Genomic DNA, 23386 nt, shown 5'->3' with positions numbered 1-23386 from the left:
AAGAATGCAAGTTTTCACATTCGTGTTTATAATGCAAGGTTTATGGCGTCATGCCGTGATTTACTTTCAACACGGACTTCCGTACAGTCTGTGTTGCTGAGTAACTATTTGAATAGCCACCGACCTGCATAAAGACACCGACGCCGTGCCCTCCTCCCCCCGCCACCGGCAGCGCTCCACGCCGTCCGTCCTGCCCGCTGTCGTGCTGCTGGCCGCGCTGCTCGCCTGCGCTGCGCTGGCGCCGTGCGCGGCGTGGGCGCAAGCGGGCGCGGCGGCCGACGCCAGGCGTCCGGCCGAAGTGGCCCAGGTCCTGTTTGGCATCATCAGTTATGTGCGCTGGCCCGTGGCGCGCCAGGAAGTGCGCGTGTGCATGCTCGGTACGCCCCACTACGGCGCGGCCATCGTCGACACGCCCGCCTCCAGCCTGGGCCAGCGCATCCGCGTGAAAATCCCCGCGCTGGCAAGCGCCGCGAGCGAATGTGACGTCGTCTACCTGGGCAGCCTGCCCGAGGGCGAACGCGAGCATCTGCTGACGCAGATCATCGGCAAGCCGATTTTATCGGTCGCCGAACCGGGCACGGCCTGCACCGTGGGCACCATGTTCTGCCTGCGCCTGGCCGAGGGGCAGATCGGCTTTGACGTCAACCTCGACGCCATCGCCCGCAGCGGCCTGCGCGTGCATCCGAACGCCTTGCAAATTGCACGTCGCAAGGGACCGCCGCCATGAGCGCCCGCATGAGCAACAAGCCTGCCCGCAAGCCCCGCCCCACGCTCGACAGCGTGCTGCGGCGCGCCCACCTGAGCGTGTCGCTGATCGCCGTGCTGGCGGCCGGCCTGACCCTGACGGCCGTGGCGCTGCTGGCCCTGCGCGTGTATTCGGACCAGAACCTGCGCCTGGTGGCCCGTTCGATGAGCTACACGGTGGAAGGGGCCGTCGTCTTTGGCGACTCTCTGGCCGCCAGGGAAGCGCTGGCCCTGATCGGCGTCAATGAAGATATCGACCAGGCGCAGGTGAGCGACCAGGCCGGCAAGGTGCTGGCCCGCTGGGAACGGGGCCAGCACGGCACGCGCTACTACATCGAACGCGCGCTGACGGGCTGGATGCTGCCCGATTCGCTGACCTTCCCCATCACGCGCAACGAACAGGCGATCGGCAGCATCAGGCTGGTGCCGCACAGCCGCAGCCTGCTGCCCTTCCTGCTCAGCGGCCTGACCTGCCTGCTCGCTTGCCTGGTGCTGAGCCTGGTCGTCGCCGTGCGCCTGTCGCGCAGCATGGAAACGGAGATCACGTCGCCGCTGCGCCACCTGGCGGAAACGGCCCACCGCGTGCGGCGCGACCGCTCGTTCGAACTGCGCGTGCCGCCCGCCAATATTGCCGAGCTGAACCAGATCAATGACGACTTCAACGCCCTGCTCGACGAACTGGAAGCGTGGCAAAGCCACCTGCAGAAGGAACACGCTTCGCTGTCGCACCGCGCCAATCACGACAGCCTGACGGGCCTGTCGAACCGCGCCTTCATGGAAGCGGAACTGGAACGCGCCATCCTCGAAGCGCGGGTCGGCAATGGCAAGGTGGCCGTGCTGTTCCTCGACAGCGACCGGTTCAAGTACATCAACGACACCTTCGGCCATGCCTCGGGCGACCGCGTACTGGTGACGATCGCCGCGCGCATCAAGCAGCAATTGCGCGAGGGCGACCTGGTGGCGCGCCTGGGCGGCGACGAATTCGCCATCGTGCTCAAGCCGCTGCGCAACAGCAGCGACGCCATGCACATCGCCGACAACATCATCGCCGCCATGGCGCAAGCCATTGAACTGCCCACCGGCAACAGCATCGTCAGCTCGCTGACGATCGGCGTGGCCGTCTTCCCCGATCACGCCATCGACGCCATCTCGCTGGTCGGCGCGGCCGACGAAGCCATGTACCGCGCGAAGCAGGCGCAGCGCGGCACGCGCCAGGTGGCGCGCCTGCCGCAACCCCATATTCACCCCTGAACCAAGGAGCAACACCATGCAATTCATCTACAAGCAATTACGCCGCGGCTTACTCGGCCTGTTCATGCTGGGCCTGCTGGCCGCCTGCCAAAGCACGCCCGAGACCAAGCCGCTGTTCAGCCCCGAGCAAGTCGCCACCCTGAAAGAGCAAGGCTTCAACCAGACCGACGAAGGCTGGGAACTGAGCTTTACCGACAAGCTGCTGTTCGAATTCGACGCCGCCAAGCTGACGCCGCCGAGCCGCATGGCCATCCAGAAAATCAGCGCCGCCCTGCTGAAAGTGGGCATCACGCACATGCGCGTGGAAGGCCATACGGACAACGAAGGCACGGAAGCGTACAACAACAAGCTGTCGCTGGCGCGCGCCAACGTGGTGGCCGACGCCATGAGCGCATCGGGCATTCCACGCGATAACATCAGCGTCAAGGGCCTGGGCATGAGCAAACCGGTGGCCTCGAATGCCAGCAAGACGGGCAAGGCGGAAAACCGCCGCGTCACCGTCATCGTCTCGGCCCCTTGACCATGGGCGTGCCCGCCGTGCGCTGGGTCGTGATGGGTGTGTCCGGCTGCGGCAAGAGCGCCGTCGGCAGCCTGCTGGCCGAGGCCTTGCACGTGCCCTACGTGGAAGGCGACGACGTGCATTCTCCGGAAAACGTGGCCAAGATGGCCGCCGGCATCGCGCTCGACGATGCCGACCGGGCCGGCTGGCTGGCCGCCCTGCGCGACCGGATCGCCACGGCCCGCGCGCAAGGCAGCGGCCTCGTCGTCTCCTGCTCGGCCCTGAAGCGCGCCTACCGCGACGTGCTGCGCGAAGGCGATCCGGCCCTGCGCTTTGCCCACCTGGACGGCCCGCGCGCCGTGCTGGAAAACCGCTTGCAGCGCCCCGGCCATTTCATGCCGGCCAGCCTGCTCGACAGCCAGCTGGCCACCCTGCAGCCCCTGCAAGCGGACGAAGCCGGCATGGTGCTCGACGTCCGCCAGCCGCTGGCCGTGCTGGTCGCACAGATCCTGCAAGCGCCCTGACAGGCAGCCGCGCGGCTGGACAGCCCGCGCCCCCCTGTGTAGACTGGCGCGCACTTTCATGAGGGATTTCTATGAGCACACCAACGACAAAACCAGCACCGGGCCCGGAATTCTGGGAGCGCGCCGACCAGGTCATCGCCCTGGCCAATGAACAATGCATGCACAGCGGCGGCAATGAAGTGGCCACCTCGCTGCTGTACGCGGCCGCCCGTTTCAACGCCTTCCTCGTCGCCAGCAAGAGCAACGACGTGGCCAAGATGCAGGAAGAGAAGGAAGGCGCCGTGGCCTTCTTCACGGAACAGTACAAGCGCATGCTGACCGACAACTTCAACGACTACATCACCAACTTCGACAAGTACACGCAACCGTCGTCGGCCCCCAAGGGCTGATGTCCGCAGCCAGCCTGGACGGCCACCGCGCCCGCGCCACCCATGCCGGCAGCGTACTGGACGGCACGGTGCGCCATGCACCAGTGCAATCGCTGTGGCTGCTAGCCATGCTGGCCGGCGCCGTGACGGGCGCCCTGTGCTTCTTCAGCTGGGCCGGCTTGCTGCTGTTTGCGGCCGGCACGGCCGTCGTCCTGCTGTTCGGCCACTCGCTGGGCAGTCACCGCAAGCTGATCCACAACAGCTTTGCATGCCCGCCATGGCTGGAATATGTACTCGTCTACCTGGGCGTGCTGGTGGGCCTCAGCGGCCCGCTGGGCCTGCTGCGCCAGCACGAGCTGCGCGACTATGCGCAGCGCCTGCCCGCTTGCCATCCCTATCTGCGCCACGGCGCCGGCTTCTGGCGTGATGCCTGGTGGCAATTATTCTGCCGCCTGGAACTCGACCACCCGCCCCACATCACCATCGAGCCGCGCATCGCGCTCGGCCGCTTTTACCGTTTCCTGGAAAGAAGCTGGATGCTGCAGCAATTGCCATGGGCCGTGCTGTTCTATGCCTGGGGCGGCTGGGGCTTCGTCTGCTGGGGTGTCTGCGCGCGGGTCAGCGCCGGCGTGCTCGGCCATTGGCTGATCGGCTACTTCGCCCACAACCATGGGCAGATGCACTTCGAGGTCCATGGCGCCGCCGTACAAGGCAGGAATATCCGCCTGACGTCGCTGCTGACCATGGGCGAATGCTGGCACAACAACCATCATGCGTATCCGGGCTCGGCCAGGCTGGGCCTGCTGCCGGGCGAATGGGACCCGGGCTGGTGGATGCTGCTGCTCTTGCGGCGCCTGGGCCTCGTATCGGGCCTGCGCCTGCCGCAAGACCTGGCGCCGCGGCCGGAACTGCGCCGCCTTGATGGCGCTGGCGGTCAGGCGTCGTCGCCGCCGGCCAGGTAATTGTTCTTGACGCGCACATAATGCTCGGCCGAATAGCGCAGGTAGGCGATTTCCGCCTCGGTCAGTGCGCGCACCTTGGCGGCGGGCCGGCCCACGTACAGATGGCCGCTTTCCAGCACCTTGCCCGGCGATACTAGGCTGCCCGCGCCCAGCATCACGTGCTTTTCCACCACGACGTCATCCATGACGATGCTGCCCATGCCGATCAGGCATTCGTCGCCAATCGTGCAGCCGTGCAAGATCACGGAATGGCCGATGGTCACGTATTTGCCGATGGTCAAGGGCGAGCCATCGGGCTTGGCCGCATTCCTGTGCGACACATGGCCCATGGAAAAGTCCTGGATATTGCTGCCCTCGCCGATGACGATGCGGTTGACGTCGCCGCGCAGCACGCTGTTGCACCAGATGGAACAGTCGTCGCCGATCTGCACGTCGCCAATCACTTGCGCCGTATCATGCAGGTAGACTCTTTCGCCCAGCACGGGGCGGGTATTCAGGTAGGAACTGACAGGCATCGCTTTCTCGCTTTTCATTAATTAGTAGACATTCACACCCAGCCGGCCGCCAGCGCAAAAATCGCCAGGCCATGGGCCAGCGATGCGCCCAACAAGCCGGCACGGCAATATACCAGTCCCGCCACCACGCCTTCGATCACGGTGAACACGAGGATGGGCGCGCCCACCTGCGTGACGGTGGTGGCGAGAAAGGCGTGGCACAGGCCGAACAGCAGGCCCGACACCAGCGCCGCGCGCCAGGCGGGCAGCCAGGCGCGCAATTGCTGCTGCAGCAAGCCGCGGAACAGCAATTCCTCATAACAGTTGGCCGCCAGCGCAAAACCCAGCAGCAAGGGCAGCGTGGATGACGCGACGGGCGGCAAGGACGGCAAGCCGAACAGCGCTTTCAAGCCCGCCGCCAGCGCAACGATCACGCACGCGCCCGCCACGCCGAGCAGCACGGACAGGGCTGGCCGCATGCCCAGCCAGCGGATCTGGCCGCGCGCCTCGCTTTCCAGCCAACACGTGCTTGCCACCAGCCCCAGCGACATGGCGCCCAGCGCCAGCAAGACCGGTGGCGGCGCCGTGAAGCGCAAGCCACCCGCCGCCACTTGCCAGTAGCCGTGCGCCGTCATCGCGTCGCGCGCCAGCACGAAAAACAGAATATGCACGAGCACGCGCAGCAGCGGTACCGTCCGGGGAGCGGCCAGCAGCAAGGCGGCGCAGACGAGGAAGGCAGGCGTGATCGCCAGCAGATACTGCGCCAGGGAAGTCAGGTCGTCCATCGTTCACATCGGAGAAAGTACGGTGCCAACGGGCACGGGCGCAGCAATTGTATGCGCCGCCTGGCAACATGGGCAACCTGTCTTGCTATGCCGCCTTGCGCCAGCCATGCATCAGCCCATGCGCAGCCAGCCCCGCCGCCAGTCCCCACAGGGCGCCGCCCACGCCCAGCAGGGTCACGTTCGCGGCCGTGGCCAGGAAAGTAATCAGGGCCGTTTCGCGCATGCGCACGTCCGCCATCGCCTGCGCCAGGCTGTTGCCGATGGCGCCCAGCAGGGCCAGGCCCGCCAGCGCCGTGATGAAGGGGCGCGGCAAGACCATGAACAGGCTGGCCAGGGTCACGCCAAAGATGCCCACGAGGATGTACAGCACGCCGCACGCAAGGCCCGCCACATAGCGCTTCGACGGGTCCGCATGGGCATCCTTGCCCGTGCAGATGGCGGCCGTGATGGCAGCCACATTGAAGGCGTGCGCGCCGAACGGCGCCATGAGCAGCGAACCGAGGCCCGTCACCGTCAAAATCGGATTGGCGCTGACGGCGTAGCCGTCATTGCGCAGCACCAGCATGCCGGGCATGTATTGCCCCGTCAGCGTAATCAGGAACAGGGGCAGCGCCACGCCCAGCAGCGACGCCACGGAAAAGCGCGGCATCTCGAACACGGGTGCGGCCAGGGCCAGTTCGATGCCTTGCGCATCGATGCGCCCCTGCGCCAGCAGCAGGGCCAGACCGATCAGCATGATGCCCACCACGGCAAAACGTGCCGTAAAACGACGCAGCACGGCGTACGACAGCAGCAATACGACGACCAGCACGGGATCGGCGCTGGCGCCGCCAAACGCGTTGACGCCAAACTGCAGCAGGATGCCGGCCAGCAAACCGGCGGCGATGCCGCCAGGAATCAGCCGCACCAGGCGCTCGAAGGCGCCGGACATGCCCAGCACAATGAAGGCGATGGCGGAAATGATATACGCGCCGATCACCTCTGCATACGGCGTATGCGGCATGACGGTGGCCAGGAAAGCCACGCCGGGCGTGGACCAGGCCGTGATGATGGGAGCGCGGTAGCGGTAGCTGAGCCAGATGCCCGTCACGCCCACGCCGATGCTCAGCGACCAGACCCAGGACGCCGTCTGCGCAGCGCTCAGCTGGGCCAGCTGGGCCGCCTGGAACACCAGCACGAAGGTGCCGCCATAGTTGACGAGGACGGAGATGAAGGCCGCCATGATGGGGGACGCCAGGTCGCGCCAGCGCGGCTGCGCCATGTTATCGATCGAGGCCGATGGTGTGGAACTTGTCTGCATGCGTGTGCCCTTGCCATTGAAAGGGAGCATCTTAATGGTCACATGGACTGCTCAGGCAGGCCAATTTCTTCACATACGACAGACCACTTGCGCGCTCACCCCAGCGCTCACCCCAGCGCGCGGGCCAGGCGGACGATGCCGCTGTCGATCTCATGCGGGGTCAAGGCCGCAAAACCCAGCAGCCAGCCGCCGCGCGCCGGCGGCGTCGCGTACAGCCGGCTCAGGCCCGGCAGCACGATGCCCGCCTGCGCCGCCAGGCGCAGCGTGTCCAGCTCGTCCCTGCCTTCGTGCAGCAGACATGGCATCTGCAAGCCGCCCGGCGGCAGCTGCGCCGTGACGACGTGCGGCAAATGCCGCTGCACGGCCTGCGCCATCGCATCGCGGCGCACGGCGTAGACCTTGCGCATGGCGCGCACATGGGCCGCGAAATGGCCATCGGCGATGAAACGGGCCAGTGTCAGCTGGTCCAGCTGCGGCGTATGACCATCGAGAATGCTGCGCGCATACGTCATCGGTTTCACCAGCGCGGGCGGCAGCACCATGTAGCCGATGCGCAGACCGGGATACAGCGACTTGGCGAAGGTGCCCAGGTAAATCGTGCGCTGCTGTGCGTCGAGCCCCTGCACGCAAGCCGTCGGCAAGCCCGCGTAGTGAAACTGGCTGTCGTAATCGTCTTCGATGATCCAGCCCTGACACTCGGCGGCCCAGGCGGTCAGGGCCAGGCGGCGCTCGAGCGCCAGGGTGGCGCCCGTCGGGTATTGATGCGACGGCGTGACGTAAATCGTGCTGGCCCCGCTGCGGTCCGCGCGCAGGTGGTCGATGGACAAGCCATGCGCATCGACGGGCACGGGCACGATCTGCAATTGCGCCATCTCGAAGGCCTTGCGCGCGCCGAAATAGCCGGGATCTTCCATCAGTATCGGGCCATGCGCATCGGCCAGCACCTGCGCGCACAGGTACAGGGCCTGACGCGTGCTGCTCAGCACCAGCACCTGGCCGGCCGTGGCCCGCGCGCCCCGCTCCAGGTTCACATAGTCGGCGATGGCCTGGCGCAGCGGCTCGGCGCCTTGCGGGTCGCCGTGCAGCAGCATGCCCGCATGGTGTTCGCCGGCCGCCTGGCGCCGCAAGCGCTCCCACACGTCGAGCGGAAAGGCCCGCGTTTCCGGCAAGCCCGTGGCAAACGCCTTCACGCTTTGCTGGTCGGCCACGCCGCCGCTGGCGAGTATCTGCGCGCCGCGCGCGCTGAGCGCCACCGGCTGCGCGGACAAGGACGGCAGCGTCGTCGCAGGCTTGCCCAGCAAGCTCGCGCCTATCGTCGGCGAGACGAAACTGCCCGATCCCGCCTGGCGCCGCAGATAGCCATCGAGACGCAGCTGCGCATACGCCATTTCCACCGTGTCGCGCGACACGCCCAGCGATTGCGCCAGCGTGCGCGTGGCCGGCAGGCGCACGCCGGGCGCCAGCACGCCGTCGAGTATCAGCTGGCGTAGCGCGCGCTGCACGCGCACGCGCAGGTCGAGCGCCGACAGTCCGGGAGCGGCGAGGCGGATTTTCAGGGTGTCGAGTTCGAACTGCGCCGTCATATGGCCTTGGCGCGCGCCGCATCCACGGCCGCCATGCTGCTGGCCGGCGAAAAGCCGTGCTGCTGCAGCACCGCCACCAGCTGTTCGCCGGCGCAGCCCAGGCGCAGGTTTTCCGCCACCCAGTCCTGCCACTCGCGGCTGATGTCCGGCATCGGTTCATCGTCCAAGGTCAGACCGAGTATGCAGCTGGCCAGCAAGCCATTGATGCGCTTCGTGTCGATCAGGTGCTGCACCACCGCGTGGCCCGAGTGGGGGAACGGATGCAGGGTGCAGCGGCCAAATGGCGCCAGGCGCTGTGCGTGCATGGCGTCGAGGTTCACCGATTCGCTGGCGCCCGTGCCGGGATTGGCCACGTCAGGCCGGGTGCCGAACAGCAGGTGCATCCGCGTATATTCGGTGGCCCTGGCGCGGCACAGGGCCGCCAGGTCATAGTAACCAGAGAGCGGCGGGTCTTGCGCCAGCGATTCCATCACGGGCAGCCAGCGCAGTTCGTGGTACAAACGCGCCTGCTGCACGTCGAGAAAAGACAGCGGCCCGAAGGCGACGATTTGCTGCGCCTCGAGCAGCAAGCCATACATGACGGCCGCGTAACCGCCCATGGACTGGCCGACGGTGGTAACCTGACTTGGCGCGATGCGGCGCACGAGCTCGCGCAAGGCTTGCGCCGTTTCGTCGACATGATTGCCCAGCCCCGCGATGCGGCGGTGGTACCAGGCGTTGCCCGAATCGCGCACGAGTATCTTGTTCAGATGCTGGCCGCTGGCCTGCTCGAGCTTTCTCAGGCGCCCGTAAAAATCGAAGGCGGGACGCGTCGTCCACGAGACGAAGCCGAAGGCGATGACCAGCGGCGCGCCGGGCACGATGCGGTCGACCAGCACGTCGTCGCCAGTGGTGGCGACCAGTCGGTTATCCAGCGCTTGCGCTTGCAGCATCGGCCCGGCTCCCCGATCAAGGTTAAAACAATGGAAAGCATGAGTTTAATGCCAGGACTGGCAAAATGGAAACAATTGCCGCTGCCGTGCGCTGAACGGCACGGAAAACCTGCTAGTCTGCGGGCATTCCCCCCCTCCCAGGAGCCTTCCATGCTGCATCACCTCAAATACCTTTCCCTCGCCGCCGCCATCGCCATGGCCGGCGGCTGCGCCGCCACCTCCGACAGCGCCAGGCCGGACACGGGCCTGGCGCCCACGTACAGCCTGACGAATACCTACTGGAAGCTGACGGAACTCGATGGCGCCCCCGTGACGATGGCGCCCGGGCAGGAGCGCGAAGTGCGCATCACGCTCACCGACGATGGCAAGGTCCATGGTTTTACGGGCTGCAACCAGGTCATGGGCGGCTACACGCTGGCCGGCACGGCCCTGCGCTTCACGCAGCTGGCGGGCACGCGCATGGCCTGCCCGCCGCCGCTGATGCAGCTGGAAAGCGCCGTGCTGGCCAATTTGAACAGCGTGACGGGCTACCGTTTCGATGGCGAGTACCTGATCCTGCTCAAGGATGGCGCGCCCGTGGCCAGGTTTGAATCGGTCTACCTGTGAAATAAAAACCGGCTGCCGTTACAATGGCTTCCAGCCCATCAATTGGAAGGAAGCCATGTCCGCACTGCCCTCGCCGTCGTCATCCCCAACACCATCGGCCGCCGGCCGCTACCGGGCTTTTCTTTTTGACATGGACGGCACCGTCATCAATTCCATCGCCGCCGCCGAACGCATCTGGGGCACCTGGGCGCAGCGCCAGGGCCTCGACGTGGCTGCCTTTCTGCCCACGATCCATGGCGCGCGCTCGGTCGACACCATCGCCAAGCTGCGCTTGCCCGGCGTCGATGCGCAGCGCGAATCGCAGGGCATCACGGATGCGGAAATCATCGATGTGGAAGGGATTATTGAAATCGCCGGCGCGCTGCGTTTTTTGACGTCGCTGCCGCCTGCGCAATGGGCCATCGTCACCTCGGCGCCGCGCGCGCTGGCCACGGCGCGCCTGAAGGCGGCCGGCATGCCCATTCCCGCGATCATGGTGACGGCGGAAGACGTCAAGGCCGGTAAACCAAAACCCGATTGCTACCTGCTGGCGGCGCAAAAACTGGGCGTGGCGCCATTGGATTGCCTGGTGTTCGAGGATGCCTCGGTCGGCATCGAAGCGGGCGAGGCGGCCGGCGCGAAGGTCATCGTCGTCACTGCCACGCATGCGCACCCGCTGGCCACGCGCCATCCGGCCATCGCCAGCTATGAAGGCATCGTGGCGACCGTCGATGGCGACGGCTTCATCGTGCTGGCGCAGTCATCTGACCCTGCGGCTGCAGCACCCGCGACAAGATAGCCTGCTCGAGCGCGGCGAAATCCGCATGGCCGCGCTGACGGGGGCGCGGCAAGTCCACCCGCACATCCAGGGTGATCTGGCCATCCTCGATCAAGAGCACGCGGTCGGCCAGCGCCACCGCTTCGGCCACGTCGTGCGTCACCAGCACGGCCGTAAAGCCCCGCGCCAGCCACAGCGACTCGATCAGCTGCTGCATCTCGATGCGCGTCAAGGCGTCGAGCGCGCCCAATGGTTCGTCGAGCAGCAGCAGTTGCGGCTCGTGCACGAGCGCGCGCGCCAGCGCCACGCGCTGCTTCTGCCCGCCCGACAGGGCCGACGGCCAGTCGTCCGCCCGCTCGGCCAGGCCCACCGTCCACAGCGAGGCGGCGGCCGCGCCGACGGAACGGGGCAAGCCCAGGGCCACGTTGTCGAGCACCGTCTTCCACGGCAGCAGGCGCGACTCCTGGAACATGATGCGGATGTCGGGCGCGCCCAGGCCGGAACCGATGGCGAGCGTGCCTTCATCGATGCTTTCCAGGCCCGCGATCGCACGCAGCAAGGTGCTCTTGCCGCAGCCGCTGCGCCCCACGATGGCGACAAATTCGCCCGCTTCCAGCTGCAGGCCGACGTTTTTCAGCACGGGGCGGCTGGTGTAGGATTTGCTCAGCTTCGTCAGTTCCAGGGGAACGCCGCGCCGTTGCAAAGGGGTGGATGGCGCCGTCTTCGCCTGCGGCGGCGCACTGGCCGGGTCATATTGCACGAAGTGCGACAAAAAATCCGTTTCGATCTGGATGGGGGCAAGCAGCATGGTGTCCTCTTCAATCATTAGCGGTAAGCGGGATTCCAGCGCAGGCAGTGGCACTCCAGCCGGCGCGAGAACAGATCGGCCAGTTTGCCCAGCAAGGCGTACAGCAGTATCCCCACCAGCACCACGTCCGTTTGCAAGAATTCGCGCGCATTCATGGTCATGTAGCCGATGCCGGCCTGCGCCGAGATGGTTTCGGCGACGATCAGCAGCACCCACACGAGCCCCAGCGAAAAGCGCACGCCGACCAGGATGGAGGGCATGGCGGCCGGCAGGATGACGTCGCGGTACAAGGGCCAGCCGGACAAGCCATAGCTTTTCGCCATTTCGATCAAGCCTTGATCGGCCGAGCGGATGCCGTGGAAGGTATTCAGGTAGACGGGAAAAAACACGCCGACGGCCAGCAGAAAGAGTTTGGCCGTCTCGTCGATGCCGAACCACAGGATCACCAGCGGAATCAGGGCCAATGCCGGGATGTTGCGCACCATTTGCAATGTCGTGTCGAGCAGGGTTTCCGCGTGGCGGAAGCTGCCCGTCAATAGGCCCAGCAGCAAGCCCAGTCCCGCGCCGACGGCGAAACCGACCGTCGCGCGCCACAAGCTCGTCTTCAGGTGCAGCCACAATTCGCCCGACACGGCCAGATGCCAGAAGGCTTTCGCCACGGCCCACGGCTCGGGCAGGATGCGGCTCGACAGCCAGCCCCACTGCGCCGCCAGCTGCCAGGCCAGCAGCAGCGCCACGGGCAAGGCCCATGGCGCCAAGACATTCCGCCATGGCGTGCCGGGCAACCTCTTGACGGCGGCCGTCGCCATCTCAGGCCGCCTTTTTCTGCGGCGCGGCCGGCACGATATTGCTGGCCATGACTTCGCCGAAGGGGCCGCTCAAGGATTGCTCGCCCACGGCCTTGCCCTTGCCCAGCAGCGGGAACACCAGTTCGGCGAAGCGGTACGACTCTTCCAGGTGCGGATAACCGGAGAAAATGAAGGTGTCGATGCCCAGGTCCGCGTATTCCTGCATGCGCGCCACCACGGTCGGACCGTCACCGACCAGGGCCGTGCCCGCGCCGCCGCGTACCAGGCCCACGCCGGCCCACAGGTTCGGCGACACTTCGAGCTTGTCGCGCCGCCCGCCATGCAGGGCCGCCATCCGTTGCTGGCCCACGGAATCCATCTTGCCGAACGCCGCCTGCGCCTTGGCGATGATGTCGTCGTCCAGGTGGCTGATCAATTCATCGGCCGCGCGCCAGGCCGCCTCGTTGGTCTCGCGCACGATCACGTGCAATCGGATGCCAAAGCGTACCGTGCGGCCTTTTTTTGCGGCACGCGCGCGGATGTCGGCGATTTTCTCGGCGACTGCGGCGGGCGGCTCGCCCCACGTCAGGTACACGTCCATCTGCTCGGCCGCCAGTTCGTGCGCCGGCTCCGACGAGCCGCCGAAATACAGGGGCGGATACGGTTTCTGCACGGGCGGATACAGGGTTTTCGCGCCCTTCACCTGGATATGCTTGCCCTCGAAATCGTAGCCGGCCGCGCCGCCCTCGCCCGCCAGGGTGGCGCGCCAGACCTTGATGAATTCATCGGAAATTTCATAGCGCTTGGCGTGGTCGGCAAACAGGCCGTCCGCTTCCAGCTCGCCCTGGTCGCCGCCCGTGACAACATTGATCAGGAGCCGCCCGTTCGACAGGCGGTCGAACGTGGACGCCATGCGCACGGCCAGGCCGGGCGTGGACAGGCCGGGGCGCACGGCCACGAGGAACTTGAGCTTTTGCGTCACGCTGATCAGCGACGACGCCACCACCCACGCGTCTTCGCAGGAGCGGCCCGTGGGCAGCAGCACGCCATCGTAGCCCAGCGTGTCGGCGGCCACGGCCACCTGGCGCAAGTAATCGGCATCGACGGGGCGCGCGCCCTGCGACGTACCCAGGTAGCGGCTGTCGCCGTGGGTCGGAATAAACCAGAAGACATTCAATGACATGATATTTGTTCCTTATTTTGCGCTGGTGGCCAGCTGACGCGCCGGCAGCAGCGCATCCTTGACAAGGATGGGTTTCGGGATCAGCTTCAGGCTGGAAAAGGCATCGGCCACCCTTTGCTGCGAGGCGATGACGTCGGGCGACACGGGTTTGACGCCATACGCATAGCGCGAGGCGGCCAGCGCCACCACATCCTTGCCCAGCCCCGTCTGCGCCGACAGGATCGTCGCCACCTCGTCCGGGTTGTTGCGGCCCCAGTCATCGACCTTGGCCACTTCATCGAGCACGATGCGCAGGATCTCGGGATGCTTTTCCGCATACGTGCGCGAGGCGAGATAAAACTGGTAATTCGCCACCAGGCCCTTGCCATCGGCCAGCACGCGGGCGCCCAGCTGCTTTTCGGCGGCGGCCAGGAACGGGTCCCAGATGGCCCAGGCGTCCACGCTGCCCCGCTCGAAAGCGGCGCGCGCATCGGCCGGCGGCAGGAACACGGGCTGGATGTCGGCGTACGCGACGCCTGCCTTTTCCAATGCCTTCAACAGCAGGTAATGCACGTTCGAGCCCTTGTTCAGGGCGATTTTCTTGCCCTTCAAGTCGGCCAGGGTGCGCAAGCCCGAACCCTTGGGCACGACGATGGCTTCGCTGGCGGGCGACGCCGGCTCATTGCCGACATACACCAGGTTGGCGCCGGCCGCCTGGGCAAAGATCGGCGGCGCCTCGCCCACGGTGCCGAAATCGATGCTGCCCACGTTCAAGCCTTCCAGCAGCACGGGGCCGGCCGGGAACTCCGTCCATTTCACGCCCACGCCCTGTTCGGCCAGGCGTTTTTCCAGGGTGCCGCGTCCCTTCAACAAGGTCAGGGTGCCGTATTTCTGATAACCGATGCGGACCTCCCCCTTGGCCTGCGCCTGCGCCGTGGCCGGCATGCCGGCCGCCATCACGCCGGCAGCGGCGGCAAACAGCAAGCCCAGAGTGGTACGGCGCGAGAGGCGTTGTGCGTGGCGGTGTGTCATGGCGGTTCCTTGGTCGGTGAATAATCAGGCGGCTTGATACTGGGGGGCGTAAGGCTGGTCTTGCAGCGAACGCACGGGTAACGAGATATCGACTGGCGCGGGCGGACGCCGGCCCTGCAGCACGAACAGGCCGGTGGACAGCTCCTCGATGCCGGCCTGCACGCGCGCGGCGATCGGCGCGTCCAGGCTCAAGCCCCCCTCTTCGTGCCACGCCAGCTGCTGCGCATTCGCATAGATGCTGGTGAAGACCTGCTTGGCGCCCAGCGCATGGAGCACGGGACGCAGCGCATAGTCGAGCGCCAGGGTGTGGGCGTGGCCGCCGCCCGTGGCCAGCGGCAGCACCAGCTTGCCGGCCAGGCCATCTTGCGGCAGCAGGTCGAGGAAGGCTTTCAGCAATCCTGTATACGACGCCTTGTAGATGGGCGTGGCGATCACGATGGCGTCGGCGTCGGCCACGGCGCGCACGGCGCGGGCGATCGCCGCGTCGTCGTAGTCGGCCAGCAGCAGGGCGCGCGCCGGCAAGTCGCGCACATGCAGCTTGGCGTAGCTGTGGCCCTGCAGCGCCAGCTGTTCGCCGATATGCAGCAGCAAACGGCTGGAGCTCGATGGGAGTTGCGGGCTGCCGCCCAATAACAAGATGCTCATGTGATGCCCGTCCCTGTACGTGATGGTTTGATTTGGCTACTTGGATGCTTGCAGCCTATCGCCATCAGCGGCCCGATAAAACGAATGCTTTCGCGCTTCGATATGCGTTTTTTGTCTATCCGGGCCTGACGCCCCGCAAGCGAAGACGCTCCTCCCCGCATGGCTTTTTTCGCATATCCATGCGCGGTTTTCTTCGTGTACGGCGCGCGCCCGGCGGTGCAATATCGGTCTCATCGTCTTTCTGGAATGTCACCCATGTCTAGCGTTTTTCTCCATGCCGCCCGTCCTCAGCCGCCTGTGCCGGAACCCCTGCAGGACGCCATCAGCATCGCCACGTTGCTGGCCGCGCGCCTGGCCGAAACGGCCAATGCCCGCGACCAGGCCGGCGGCCATGCGGCGCAGGAACGCGAATGGCTGCGCGAGTCAGGCTTGCTGACCCTGTCGATTCCCGTGGAATTCGGCGGCCAGGGCGCGTCGTGGCCCCTCGTGTACCAGGTGATCCGCATCCTGGCCCGGGCCGACAGCGCGCTGGCGCATGTCTTCGGCTTCCACCATCTGCAACTGGCGGGCCTGCAGCTGTACGGCAGCGCGCAGCAGCAGCGCCGCCTGCTCACCCTGACCGTCGACGAGCGCCTGTTCTGGGGTAATGCCTTGAATCCCCTCGACAAGCGGGTCACGGCCAGCGACAGCGGTGACGGCTACGTCCTCGACGGCATCAAGAGCTTTTCTTCCGGTTCCGTGGGCTCCGACTGGCTGACCGTCTCCGCCTGGCACGCGCCCACGCAGACGGCGCTGATCGGCGCCCTGCCCACGCGCCAGGATGGCGTGACCGTGCAGGCGGACTGGGACGCCTTCGGCCAGCGCCAGACGGACAGCGGCAATGTGCATTTCCAGGCCGTCGCCCTGCCGCGCGAGCTGGTGCTGCAGGCGCCCGCGCAGGCCGCCACGCCGCAAGCCACCGTGCGCTCGCAGATCGCGCAGCTGATCATGGCGAATTTATACCTGGGCATCGCCGAAGGCGCGTTCGAGGCGGCGCGCCGCTACACGGGCGAGCAGGCGAAAGCCTGGTTTGCCTCGGGCGTGGCGCAAGCGACGGATGACCCTTTGCTCCAGCACCGCTACGGCCAGCTGTGGCTCTTGCTGCGCCCCGCGCAGGTGCTGGCCGATACGGCGGCGCAGGAACTGGAAGCCGTATTCCGCAAGGGCGCGCTGGTGACGGCGCGCGAACGGGGCTTGCTGGCCGTGGCCGTGGCCGAAGCCAAGTGTCTGGCGCACAAGGCGGGCCTGGAAATCAGCAGCCAGATGTTCGAACTGACGGGCGCCCGTTCCACCTCGGCCCAATACGGCTTCGACCGTTACTGGCGCAACGTGCGCGTGCATACCCTGCACGACCCCATCGACTACAAGCTGCGCGACCTGGGACGCTTTGCCTTGACCGGCACGGTACCTGAGCCAACCGCGTACTCGTAAAACCACGGCCTGGGCGAATCGATACATTTGCGCCGCAGGCAATTTAACGGACTTCCGGGGTCAGACCCGGCGGGTCTGACCCCAGTTCTTCACTAAGCAGGAGTTAACATGACCATCGCCCGCCGCAGCATCGTCCTCACCGCCCTGACCCTGGCCTTGACGGCCAGCTTCGCCCACGCCAAGGACCCGAAAGACATCACCATCGGCACCAGCGCCGGGCCGTATGCGGACCAGATCAAGCTGGGCATCAAGCCTATCCTGGAAAAACAGGGCTACAAGGTCAAGCTGGTCGAGTTCAACGACTACATCCAGCCAAACTTCGCGCTGGCCGAGGGTTCCTTGGACGCCAACGTGTTCCAGCACATCGTCTACCTGAAGAAATTCGCGCTCGAGCACAAGCTGGCCCTGACGGACCTGATCACGATCCCCACGGCGCCGATCGCCATCTACAGCAAGAAGCACAAGACGCTGGACGACGTGAAGGAAGGCACGACCGTGGGTTTGCCGAACGATCCGACCAACCAGGCGCGCGCGCTGGTGCTGCTCGACCAGCTGGGATGGATCAAGCTGCGCGCCAGCTTCGACCCCGTGCGCGCGTCGGAAAAGGATATCGCCGTCAACACGAAGAAAATCAGGCTGCTGCCGCTGGAAGCGGCGCAGCTGCCACGCTCGCTGGGCGACACCGATTACTCCTTCATCAACGGCAATTACGCGCTGGCCTCGGGACTGAAACTGACGGAGGCGCTGGTGGCCGAGAAGATCTCGCCCAACTACATCAACCTGGTGGCCATCCGCACGGCCGACAAGGACAAGCAGTTCGCCAAGGACCTGGCGGCCGCCTACCGCTCGCGCGAATTCCTCGACATCACGAACAAGCACTTTGCCGGCTACTCGAAACCCGATTACCAGCAAGCCTTGCAGACGGCAGCCAAATAAGCCATGGCCAAGACGATACGCTTCAACGCCTTCCAGATGAATACCGTCGGCCACCAGTCGCCGGGACTGTGGACGCATGCGCGCGACCGCAGCCACCGCTATACCGATCCTGCACACTGGACGGAACTGGCGCGGCTGCTGGAAGCGGGCCTGTTCGACGCGGTTTTTCTCGCCGACGTGCTGGGCGTGTATGACGTGTACCGGGGCAGCCTCGATGCGGCCCTGGAACACGGCGTGCAGGTGCCGCTGAACGACCCGCTGGCCCTCGTGCCCATCATGGCGCAAGCCACCACGCACCTGGGTTTCGGTGTCACCTGCGCCCTCACCTATGAACATCCGTACACGTTCGCGCGGCGCATTTCCACCCTCGACCACCTGACCGGCGGGCGCATCGGCTGGAATATCGTCACCGGCTACCTCGACAGCGCGGCGCGCAACCTGGGCTTGAACCAGCAGCTGGGCCACGACGAGCGCTACGACCTGGCCGACGAATATCTGGAAGTGGTCTACAAGCTGTGGGAAAAGAGCTGGGACGACGACGCCGTCGTCAACGACAAGGCGCGCGGCATCTACGCCGATCCGGCCAAGGTCCATCCGATCAACCATGCCGGGCGCCACTACCAGGTGCCCGGCATCCATTTGTGCGAGCCGTCGCCGCAGCGCACGCCGCTGCTGTACCAGGCGGGCACCTCGCCGCGCGGCACGCGCTTCGCGGCGCGCCATGCGGAAGCGACGTTTGTCAGTGGCCCCAGCAAGACGGTAGTGAAACGCTACGCCGACGACTTGCGCGCCGCCGTGCGGCAAAGCGGGCGCGATGGCGAGGCGCTGCTGATCTATGCGCAGGCGCTGGTCATCACGGGCGCCACGGAAGCAGAAGCGCGCGCCAAACACGCCGACTATCTGCGCCACGTCAACATCGAGGCGGCGCTGGTGCTGCTGTCGGGCTGGACGGGCGTCGATTTCAGCCGCTATCCGCTCGACGCCACCATCGACTACATCGATTCCCCGGCCGGCCGCTCGGCGCTGGCCTCGTTCAGCCAGGCCGACCCGGACCGCACGTGGACGGTGCGCGAGGCGGCCGAATACATCGGCCTCGGCGGGCGCGGCCCCGTGCTCGTGGGCGACGCGCGCCAGGTGGCCGACCAGCTGGAAAGCTGGCTGGACGAGACGGGCATCGACGGCTTCAATCTCGCCTTCGCCGTGGCCCATGACAGCATGGCCGACGTGGTGGAACACATCGTGCCGGAACTGCAGCGGCGCGGCCGCTACCGCACCCGCTACGAGCAAGGCAGCCTGCGCCACAAGGTCTTCGGCCAGGGTCCGCGCCTGCGGGCCGATCACCCGGGCCGCCAGGTCAGCATCGCGCCTTCGGTCCCGCCCTGCGCCACGCTGGCCGCCGCCTGAGGGCACGCTATCCGCAGCTACCCTGACCGGCATGACTGCCAGCGTTTGCATCGCGCCCCGTTCCGTGTCAGCATATGTCACACTGGCAACACGGATAAGGATCACAATGCCCCTCACACCACCACGCGCGCTGCTCCTGGCAATGCTGCTGGCCAGCCCCGCTACCCAGGCGCAAACACCTGCGCCAGCCACGCCGCAGACGCCGGACTGCGAAGTCTGCGCCGCCTGGAATGCCGACCAGACGCCGTTCCGCATCTTCGGCAATACTTATTATGTGGGCGTGAAAGGCCTCAGTTCCGTGCTCATCACGTCGCCGCAGGGCCATGTGCTGATCGACGGCGGCTTGCCGGAATCGGCGCCGAAGATCATCGCCAATATCGGCGCGCTGGGTTTTCGCATCGAGGACGTCAAGCTGATCCTCAATTCGCACGGCCATATCGACCACGCGGGCGGCCTGGCCGAGCTGCAGCGGCGCAGCAATGCGCTGGTGGCCGCCAGCCCGTCGGCAGCGCTGGACCTGGCGTCGGGCGAAGTGGGACCGGACGACCCCCAATACCACGCGCTGCCCAAGTACCCGCCCGTCAAGGACATGCGTCTGGCGCGCGACGGCGGCCAGTTCAATGTCGGCCCGATTCAACTGACGGCGCACGCCACGCCGGGCCACACGCCCGGGGGCCTGAGCTGGACGTGGCAATCGTGCGACGGCCCCCGCTGCCTGAACATGGTCTACGCGGACAGCCTCAACGCCGTCTCGCGCCCCGGCTTCAAGTTCAGCGCCAGCAGCGAGTATCCGAACGCGGTGGCGGACCTGCGCCACAGCTTCGAGACCCTGGAAAAGCTGCCTTGCGACGTGCTGATCTCGGCTCACCCGGAAGCGTCGCAGCTATGGGAACGCCTGGAAGCGAGCGCCACGGCCGGCAGCGAAGCGTTTGTCGACCCGCAGGCCTGCCGCGCCTACGTGGCGGCGGCGCGTACCTTGCTCGAGGCGCGGCTGGAGCAGGAGCGATAGGCTTGTCAACCGTGCACGCCGGCGCGGCGCGTATCTGCTAATCTGGCGCCATTCATTTGAAGAAGGAAATGCCATGTTCAAGATCGCCAGACTGATTCCCCTCGCCGCCATCGTCGCCATCACCGCCGGCTGCGCGCAAACGCCCGTGCGTTCCGATGCGGCCGCCGCCGCGCCCGGCGCCACCTCGCCCGCCCAGCCGGCGCCGAAGCTGGCGGGCACGCAGTGGAAGCTGAAGGAACTGAAGGGCAAGAAAGTCGTGCGCAAGGCGCCCGAGCAGCGCGAAGTGACCCTGCTGCTGGCCGAAGGCCGCGCCAGCGGCAACAGCGGCTGCAACCAGATGATGGGCGGCTATACCAGCGACGGCGTCAGCACCCTGGCCTTCTCGCAGCTGGCCGGCACCATGATGATGTGCCAGCCGCAGGACATGGACCTCGAGCGCGAACTCCTGACCACCCTGGGCGAAGTCAATGGCTACCGCTACGCGGACCAGGAATTGCTGCTGCTGAAGGATGGCGTGCCCGTGGCCCGCTATGAAGCGCTGACGGTGAAGTAAACCCAACCGCAAATACCGGGGTCGTACCCTGAGGGTACGACCCCAGTTTCTGCGCTGGGGTTCGTTTTTCCTTTCATTCTTCTCAATCGTTGCGCATCTGCGCCTGCGATACGTTACTCTCAGGCGGCACGCTCTGCGTCAGCCACACATTCCCCCCGATAGTCGATCCCGCGCCGATGGTGATGCGCCCCAGCACGGTCGCGCCCGCGTAAATCACCACGTCATCCTCGACGATGGGGTGGCGCGGCGTGCCCTTGATCAGCGCGCCGGAAGCATCGGCGGGAAAGCGCTTGGCACCCAAGGTGACGGCCTGGTACAGTCGCACGCGCTGGCCGATGATGGCCGTCTCGCCGATCACCACGCCCGTGCCATGGTCGATGAAGAACGATGCGCCGATGTGCGCGCCCGGGTGGATGTCGATGCCCGTCAGGGTGTGCGCGATGTCGGCGATCAGGCGCGCCAGGAACGGCGCACCGAGCGCGTGCAGCTGGTGGGCCAGGCGGTGGTACAAGATGGCGATGGTGCCCGGATAGCACAGCATGATCTCGGCCACCGAGGTGGCGGCCGGGTCGCCCGCATAGGCGGCCTGCACGTCCGACACCAGCAGGGCGCGGATGTCGGGCAGGCTGGCGGCGAAGGCGCGCGTGATGTCGCGCGCCTGCTGCGCCAGCGCCGCATCATCGCTGGCGCCGTTCTGTTCATCGCCAGCTGGTATGGAAAATAGCAAGCCGCGCCGCACCTGCTCGCTGAGTCGGTTCAGAGTCGTGTTCAGCGTGTCGCCGACAAAATAGTCGATGCTTTCATCGGTCAGATTCGGACGCCCGTAATGCGTGGGGAACAGGGCCGCCGACAGGCCGTTGACGATGGTGGTGAGCGCTTCGCGCGACGGCAGTTCACGCACCCTGCCGTTATGGCGGATCTTGTGCTTGTCTTCGCGCGAGCTGCGCAGGGCCTGGATCACGGGTCCCAGGTTCCACTGGGCCGTGTCGTCGGCGGGCGCCGCCGGATAAATACTGTGCATGGCGTATCACTTCCAAAAAGCGGCTAACAAGCCGGGTCGCCCCAGCTTAACGGTGACGGCAAGCGGTGCAAACGAAGAATTCCAAGGTTTCATATGCGAAAAACGCATATGGATGGCAAACCACCGCGGCGCCGGACCCGATTCCCGCCGCTAGCGTAAAATGACGGACTAACAAAAACACTCTTCCACATGACTAAATTATTAACCTGGATTTTGGCGGGCCTGGCGATGGTCGGACCGCTTGCAATTGACACCTATCTGCCGTCGTTCCCCGCCATCACGCAAGATTTCAATGCCAGCCCCCTGCTGGTGCAGCAGACCCTGAGCTTTTTCCTGTTCACGTTCGCCTTCATGATGCTGTTTTACGGCACCCTGTCCGATTCGTTCGGCCGCCGTCCCGTGATCCTCGTTTCGCTGGTGCTGTACGTGATCGCTTCCGTGGGCGCCGCGCTGGCGCCGTCGCTGGGCTGGCTGCTGGCCTGGCGCGTGCTGCAGGGCCTCTCGGCGGGCGCCGGTTCCGTGATCGGCCGCGCCATCGTGCAAGACCGCTATTCGGGCGCCGCCGCGCAGAAAATCCTCTCGCACATCATGATGGTGTTCGCACTGGCTCCGGCCATCGCGCCCGTGCTGGGCGGCTGGCTGCAGGTCAGCCTGGGCTGGCGCTGGATTTTCTGGTTCCTCACTGCTTTCGGCGTGCTGATGTTCGTCGTCGTCTGGCGCGCGCTGCCCGAAAGCCTGCCGAAGGAGCAGCGCCACGCCTTCCACCTGGGCGGCATCGCCGTCAATTACTGGAAAGTGCTGTGCCACCGCCAGTTCCTGCTGCTGTCGACGGCCATCGGCGCCGCCTTTGGCGGCTTCGCCCTGTACATCGGTTCGGCCGCCTACTTCATCATCAACATCCTGCATTTGCCGGAAACGGCCTTCGCCTGGCTGTTCATTCCCCTGATCAGCGGCATGGTGTTCGGTTCGGCCCTGTCGGCGAAAATCGCCCACCGCTACAGCCAGGGCCAGATGATCTGGGCCGGCTTCATCTTGATGCTGATCGCCGCGCTGGCCAACATCGGCTATAACTACTTCTTTGCCGCCGAAGTGCCATGGGCCGTGCTGCCGCTGTTCTTCTACTCGTTCGCCCTATCGATCGCCATGCCGCCGATGACCTTGATGGCCCTGAACCACTTCCCCAACAACAGCGGCCTGGCGTCGTCGATGCAGTCGTTCATCCAGATGCTGCTGTTCGCGCTGGTGTCTGGCCTGGTGGCGCCGCTGCTGTTCGACAGCGCGCTGAACCTGGCGTATGGCGTGATGGCGGGGCTGCTGGTGAGTTTGGTTTGCTGGGTGTTTGCGCAGGGTAAAGCAGAAGCGTAGGTCGGATTAGGCACTGAGGGCCGTAATCCGACAACATTGTTGGCGGGTGACGTCGGATTACGCGCAAGCGCTAATCCGACCTACGACCTAAGCCGACCTACGGCCTGTTCGCGCTGGTGTCGGGACTGGTGGCGCCGCTGCTGTTCGACAGCGCGCTGAACCTGGCGTATGGCGTAATGGCGGGCCTGCTGGTGAGTTTGGTTTGCTGGGTGTTTGCGCAAGGGAAGGCAGAAGCGTAGGTCGGATTAGCGCGCAAGCGCGTAATCCGACTGCATCTGCCAACCATGTTGTCGGATTACGGCCCTTCGGTCCTAATCCGACCTTGTATTATTCCCCTCATGCCGTTCGTGGTATTGCGAACGGTATCGACCGCTGTCAAAATCTTGGT

At 65.8% G+C, this 23386-nt stretch carries 25 protein-coding genes; 14 read left to right on the top strand and 11 right to left on the bottom strand.

Annotated elements, in window-relative coordinates; translation table 11 throughout:
- Window positions 1–145: 145 nt before the first annotated feature.
- From IGS60_RS15565 to IGS60_RS15540, 6 genes are all read left to right on the top strand, one after another.
- Window positions 146–727 (top strand): YfiR family protein, encoded by a 582-nt coding sequence (locus IGS60_RS15565; protein ID WP_230505378.1) that lies wholly within the window; start codon window positions 146–148, stop codon window positions 725–727.
- A complete protein-coding gene (locus IGS60_RS15560) occupies window positions 724–1995 on the top strand; it encodes a diguanylate cyclase (protein ID WP_230505376.1) in 1272 nt (423 codons plus the stop codon). Before IGS60_RS15565 ends, IGS60_RS15560 begins: the two co-directional genes overlap by 4 nt.
- A gap of 16 nt (window positions 1996–2011) precedes the next feature.
- Entirely contained in the window at window positions 2012–2515 is a 504-nt protein-coding gene (locus IGS60_RS15555) for an OmpA family protein (protein WP_083287130.1), read from the top strand.
- Between the two features lie 2 nt (window positions 2516–2517).
- Complete coding sequence (locus IGS60_RS15550; RefSeq protein ID WP_230505374.1) at window positions 2518–3018, top strand: gluconokinase; 501 nt, start codon at window positions 2518–2520, stop codon at window positions 3016–3018.
- Window positions 3019–3089: 71 nt separating this feature from the next.
- A complete protein-coding gene (locus IGS60_RS15545; protein ID WP_034782889.1) occupies window positions 3090–3407 on the top strand; it encodes a DUF3144 domain-containing protein in 318 nt (105 codons plus the stop codon).
- Complete coding sequence (locus IGS60_RS15540) at window positions 3407–4348, top strand: acyl-CoA desaturase (protein WP_230505372.1); 942 nt, start codon at window positions 3407–3409, stop codon at window positions 4346–4348. The genes IGS60_RS15545 and IGS60_RS15540 overlap by 1 nt, the downstream gene beginning before the upstream one ends.
- Here the strand turns inward: IGS60_RS15540 and IGS60_RS15535 are convergent.
- From IGS60_RS15535 to IGS60_RS15515, 5 genes are all read right to left on the bottom strand, one after another.
- The gene (locus IGS60_RS15535) at window positions 4321–4863 is read right to left on the bottom strand and encodes a gamma carbonic anhydrase family protein (protein ID WP_070311470.1); all 543 of its coding nucleotides are present in this window, start codon (window positions 4861–4863) and stop codon (window positions 4321–4323) included. The two genes, IGS60_RS15540 and IGS60_RS15535, sit on opposite strands and share 28 nt — an antisense overlap.
- A 32-nt stretch (window positions 4864–4895) precedes the next feature.
- Window positions 4896–5627 carry a CPBP family intramembrane glutamic endopeptidase gene (locus tag IGS60_RS15530; RefSeq protein WP_230505370.1) on the bottom strand — a complete coding sequence of 244 codons (732 nt, stop codon included), beginning with the start codon at window positions 5625–5627 and terminating at the stop codon, window positions 4896–4898.
- An 85-nt stretch (window positions 5628–5712) separates the two neighbouring features.
- A complete protein-coding gene (locus tag IGS60_RS15525) occupies window positions 5713–6888 on the bottom strand; it encodes a benzoate/H(+) symporter BenE family transporter (protein WP_230505609.1) in 1176 nt (391 codons plus the stop codon).
- A 146-nt stretch (window positions 6889–7034) separates the two neighbouring features.
- Window positions 7035–8510, bottom strand: coding sequence for a PLP-dependent aminotransferase family protein (locus IGS60_RS15520; RefSeq protein WP_230505368.1), 1476 nt, complete (start codon window positions 8508–8510; stop codon window positions 7035–7037).
- The gene (locus IGS60_RS15515; RefSeq protein WP_230505367.1) at window positions 8507–9442 is read right to left on the bottom strand and encodes a hypothetical protein; all 936 of its coding nucleotides are present in this window, start codon (window positions 9440–9442) and stop codon (window positions 8507–8509) included. The genes IGS60_RS15520 and IGS60_RS15515 overlap by 4 nt, the downstream gene beginning before the upstream one ends.
- A 150-nt stretch (window positions 9443–9592) precedes the next feature.
- Between IGS60_RS15515 and IGS60_RS15510 the strand changes: the two genes are divergently transcribed.
- On the top strand, window positions 9593–10048 hold the full coding sequence (locus IGS60_RS15510) for an META domain-containing protein (protein WP_230505365.1): 456 nt from the start codon (window positions 9593–9595) through the stop codon (window positions 10046–10048).
- A 55-nt stretch (window positions 10049–10103) separates the two neighbouring features.
- Window positions 10104–10826, top strand: a complete 723-nt coding sequence (locus tag IGS60_RS15505; protein ID WP_230505363.1) for an HAD-IA family hydrolase — start codon at window positions 10104–10106, stop codon at window positions 10824–10826.
- Here IGS60_RS15505 and IGS60_RS15500 read toward each other — a convergent pair.
- Genes IGS60_RS15500 through ssuE form a run of 5 tightly spaced genes read right to left on the bottom strand, consistent with a single transcriptional unit; the run spans window position 10771 to window position 15240 of the window.
- Window positions 10771–11613, bottom strand: a complete 843-nt coding sequence (locus IGS60_RS15500; protein ID WP_230505361.1) for an ATP-binding cassette domain-containing protein — start codon at window positions 11611–11613, stop codon at window positions 10771–10773. The genes IGS60_RS15505 and IGS60_RS15500 overlap by 56 nt on opposite strands.
- A gap of 17 nt (window positions 11614–11630) precedes the next feature.
- Window positions 11631–12422, bottom strand: coding sequence for an aliphatic sulfonate ABC transporter permease SsuC (ssuC, locus tag IGS60_RS15495; RefSeq protein WP_230505359.1), 792 nt, complete (start codon window positions 12420–12422; stop codon window positions 11631–11633).
- A 1-nt stretch (window position 12423) separates the two neighbouring features.
- Window positions 12424–13584: an FMNH2-dependent alkanesulfonate monooxygenase gene (gene ssuD / locus IGS60_RS15490; protein WP_070218242.1), complete on the bottom strand. Its 1161-nt coding sequence runs from the start codon at window positions 13582–13584 to the stop codon at window positions 12424–12426.
- Between the two features lie 12 nt (window positions 13585–13596).
- Complete coding sequence (locus IGS60_RS15485) at window positions 13597–14595, bottom strand: sulfonate ABC transporter substrate-binding protein (protein WP_268994107.1); 999 nt, start codon at window positions 14593–14595, stop codon at window positions 13597–13599.
- 24 nt (window positions 14596–14619) lie between these two features.
- A complete protein-coding gene (gene ssuE / locus IGS60_RS15480; RefSeq protein WP_230505357.1) occupies window positions 14620–15240 on the bottom strand; it encodes an NADPH-dependent FMN reductase in 621 nt (206 codons plus the stop codon).
- 255 nt (window positions 15241–15495) lie between these two features.
- Between ssuE and IGS60_RS15475 the strand changes: the two genes are divergently transcribed.
- The 5 genes from IGS60_RS15475 to IGS60_RS15455 all read left to right on the top strand — a co-directional run bounded on the left by IGS60_RS15475 (window position 15496) and on the right by IGS60_RS15455 (window position 20612).
- Window positions 15496–16710, top strand: a complete 1215-nt coding sequence (locus IGS60_RS15475) for an acyl-CoA dehydrogenase family protein (protein WP_230505356.1) — start codon at window positions 15496–15498, stop codon at window positions 16708–16710.
- A 108-nt stretch (window positions 16711–16818) separates the two neighbouring features.
- Window positions 16819–17646, top strand: a complete 828-nt coding sequence (locus tag IGS60_RS15470) for a MetQ/NlpA family ABC transporter substrate-binding protein (protein WP_121669098.1) — start codon at window positions 16819–16821, stop codon at window positions 17644–17646.
- A 3-nt stretch (window positions 17647–17649) separates the two neighbouring features.
- Window positions 17650–19050 (top strand): LLM class flavin-dependent oxidoreductase, encoded by a 1401-nt coding sequence (locus IGS60_RS15465; RefSeq protein ID WP_230505354.1) that lies wholly within the window; start codon window positions 17650–17652, stop codon window positions 19048–19050.
- Window positions 19051–19156: 106 nt separating this feature from the next.
- Complete coding sequence (gene bla / locus IGS60_RS15460; protein ID WP_230505352.1) at window positions 19157–20059, top strand: subclass B3 metallo-beta-lactamase; 903 nt, start codon at window positions 19157–19159, stop codon at window positions 20057–20059.
- 73 nt (window positions 20060–20132) lie between these two features.
- Window positions 20133–20612, top strand: coding sequence for an META domain-containing protein (locus IGS60_RS15455; protein WP_230505351.1), 480 nt, complete (start codon window positions 20133–20135; stop codon window positions 20610–20612).
- Window positions 20613–20694: 82 nt separating this feature from the next.
- Here the strand turns inward: IGS60_RS15455 and epsC are convergent, their stop codons facing one another.
- Window positions 20695–21633: a serine O-acetyltransferase EpsC gene (gene epsC / locus IGS60_RS15450; protein WP_230505348.1), complete on the bottom strand. Its 939-nt coding sequence runs from the start codon at window positions 21631–21633 to the stop codon at window positions 20695–20697.
- Between the two features lie 189 nt (window positions 21634–21822).
- Between epsC and IGS60_RS15445 the strand changes: the two genes are divergently transcribed.
- Window positions 21823–22998, top strand: a complete 1176-nt coding sequence (locus IGS60_RS15445) for a multidrug effflux MFS transporter (RefSeq protein WP_230505346.1) — start codon at window positions 21823–21825, stop codon at window positions 22996–22998.
- Window positions 22999–23386: the final 388 nt, after the last annotated feature.

The sequence above is a fragment of the Janthinobacterium sp. FW305-128 genome (assembly GCF_020858135.1).
Lineage (GTDB): Bacteria > Pseudomonadota > Gammaproteobacteria > Burkholderiales > Burkholderiaceae_D > Janthinobacterium.
This window is presented reverse-complemented; position numbering and strand designations above follow the sequence as displayed.

What these genes read in the sequence shown, in the direction of transcription:
- IGS60_RS15560 (WP_230505376.1), top strand. Translation starts at nt 724, where the DNA reads ATGAGCGCCCGCATGAGCAACAAGCCTGCCCGCAAGCCCCGCCCCACG.
- IGS60_RS15555 (WP_083287130.1), top strand. Translation starts at nt 2,012, where the DNA reads ATGCAATTCATCTACAAGCAATTACGCCGCGGCTTACTCGGCCTGTTC.
- IGS60_RS15550 (WP_230505374.1), top strand. Translation starts at nt 2,518, where the DNA reads ATGGGCGTGCCCGCCGTGCGCTGGGTCGTGATGGGTGTGTCCGGCTGC.
- IGS60_RS15545 (WP_034782889.1), top strand. Translation starts at nt 3,090, where the DNA reads ATGAGCACACCAACGACAAAACCAGCACCGGGCCCGGAATTCTGGGAG.
- IGS60_RS15540 (WP_230505372.1), top strand. Translation starts at nt 3,407, where the DNA reads ATGTCCGCAGCCAGCCTGGACGGCCACCGCGCCCGCGCCACCCATGCC.
- IGS60_RS15535 (WP_070311470.1), bottom strand. Translation starts at nt 4,863, where the DNA reads ATGCCTGTCAGTTCCTACCTGAATACCCGCCCCGTGCTGGGCGAAAGA.
- IGS60_RS15530 (WP_230505370.1), bottom strand. Translation starts at nt 5,627, where the DNA reads ATGGACGACCTGACTTCCCTGGCGCAGTATCTGCTGGCGATCACGCCT.
- IGS60_RS15525 (WP_230505609.1), bottom strand. Translation starts at nt 6,888, where the DNA reads ATGGCGCAGCCGCGCTGGCGCGACCTGGCGTCCCCCATCATGGCGGCC.
- IGS60_RS15520 (WP_230505368.1), bottom strand. Translation starts at nt 8,510, where the DNA reads ATGACGGCGCAGTTCGAACTCGACACCCTGAAAATCCGCCTCGCCGCT.
- IGS60_RS15515 (WP_230505367.1), bottom strand. Translation starts at nt 9,442, where the DNA reads ATGCTGCAAGCGCAAGCGCTGGATAACCGACTGGTCGCCACCACTGGC.
- IGS60_RS15510 (WP_230505365.1), top strand. Translation starts at nt 9,593, where the DNA reads ATGCTGCATCACCTCAAATACCTTTCCCTCGCCGCCGCCATCGCCATG.
- IGS60_RS15505 (WP_230505363.1), top strand. Translation starts at nt 10,104, where the DNA reads ATGTCCGCACTGCCCTCGCCGTCGTCATCCCCAACACCATCGGCCGCC.
- IGS60_RS15500 (WP_230505361.1), bottom strand. Translation starts at nt 11,613, where the DNA reads ATGCTGCTTGCCCCCATCCAGATCGAAACGGATTTTTTGTCGCACTTC.
- ssuC (WP_230505359.1), bottom strand. Translation starts at nt 12,422, where the DNA reads ATGGCGACGGCCGCCGTCAAGAGGTTGCCCGGCACGCCATGGCGGAAT.
- ssuD (WP_070218242.1), bottom strand. Translation starts at nt 13,584, where the DNA reads ATGTCATTGAATGTCTTCTGGTTTATTCCGACCCACGGCGACAGCCGC.
- IGS60_RS15485 (WP_268994107.1), bottom strand. Translation starts at nt 14,595, where the DNA reads ATGACACACCGCCACGCACAACGCCTCTCGCGCCGTACCACTCTGGGC.
- ssuE (WP_230505357.1), bottom strand. Translation starts at nt 15,240, where the DNA reads ATGAGCATCTTGTTATTGGGCGGCAGCCCGCAACTCCCATCGAGCTCC.
- IGS60_RS15475 (WP_230505356.1), top strand. Translation starts at nt 15,496, where the DNA reads ATGTCTAGCGTTTTTCTCCATGCCGCCCGTCCTCAGCCGCCTGTGCCG.
- IGS60_RS15470 (WP_121669098.1), top strand. Translation starts at nt 16,819, where the DNA reads ATGACCATCGCCCGCCGCAGCATCGTCCTCACCGCCCTGACCCTGGCC.
- IGS60_RS15465 (WP_230505354.1), top strand. Translation starts at nt 17,650, where the DNA reads ATGGCCAAGACGATACGCTTCAACGCCTTCCAGATGAATACCGTCGGC.
- bla (WP_230505352.1), top strand. Translation starts at nt 19,157, where the DNA reads ATGCCCCTCACACCACCACGCGCGCTGCTCCTGGCAATGCTGCTGGCC.
- IGS60_RS15455 (WP_230505351.1), top strand. Translation starts at nt 20,133, where the DNA reads ATGTTCAAGATCGCCAGACTGATTCCCCTCGCCGCCATCGTCGCCATC.
- epsC (WP_230505348.1), bottom strand. Translation starts at nt 21,633, where the DNA reads ATGCACAGTATTTATCCGGCGGCGCCCGCCGACGACACGGCCCAGTGG.
- IGS60_RS15445 (WP_230505346.1), top strand. Translation starts at nt 21,823, where the DNA reads ATGACTAAATTATTAACCTGGATTTTGGCGGGCCTGGCGATGGTCGGA.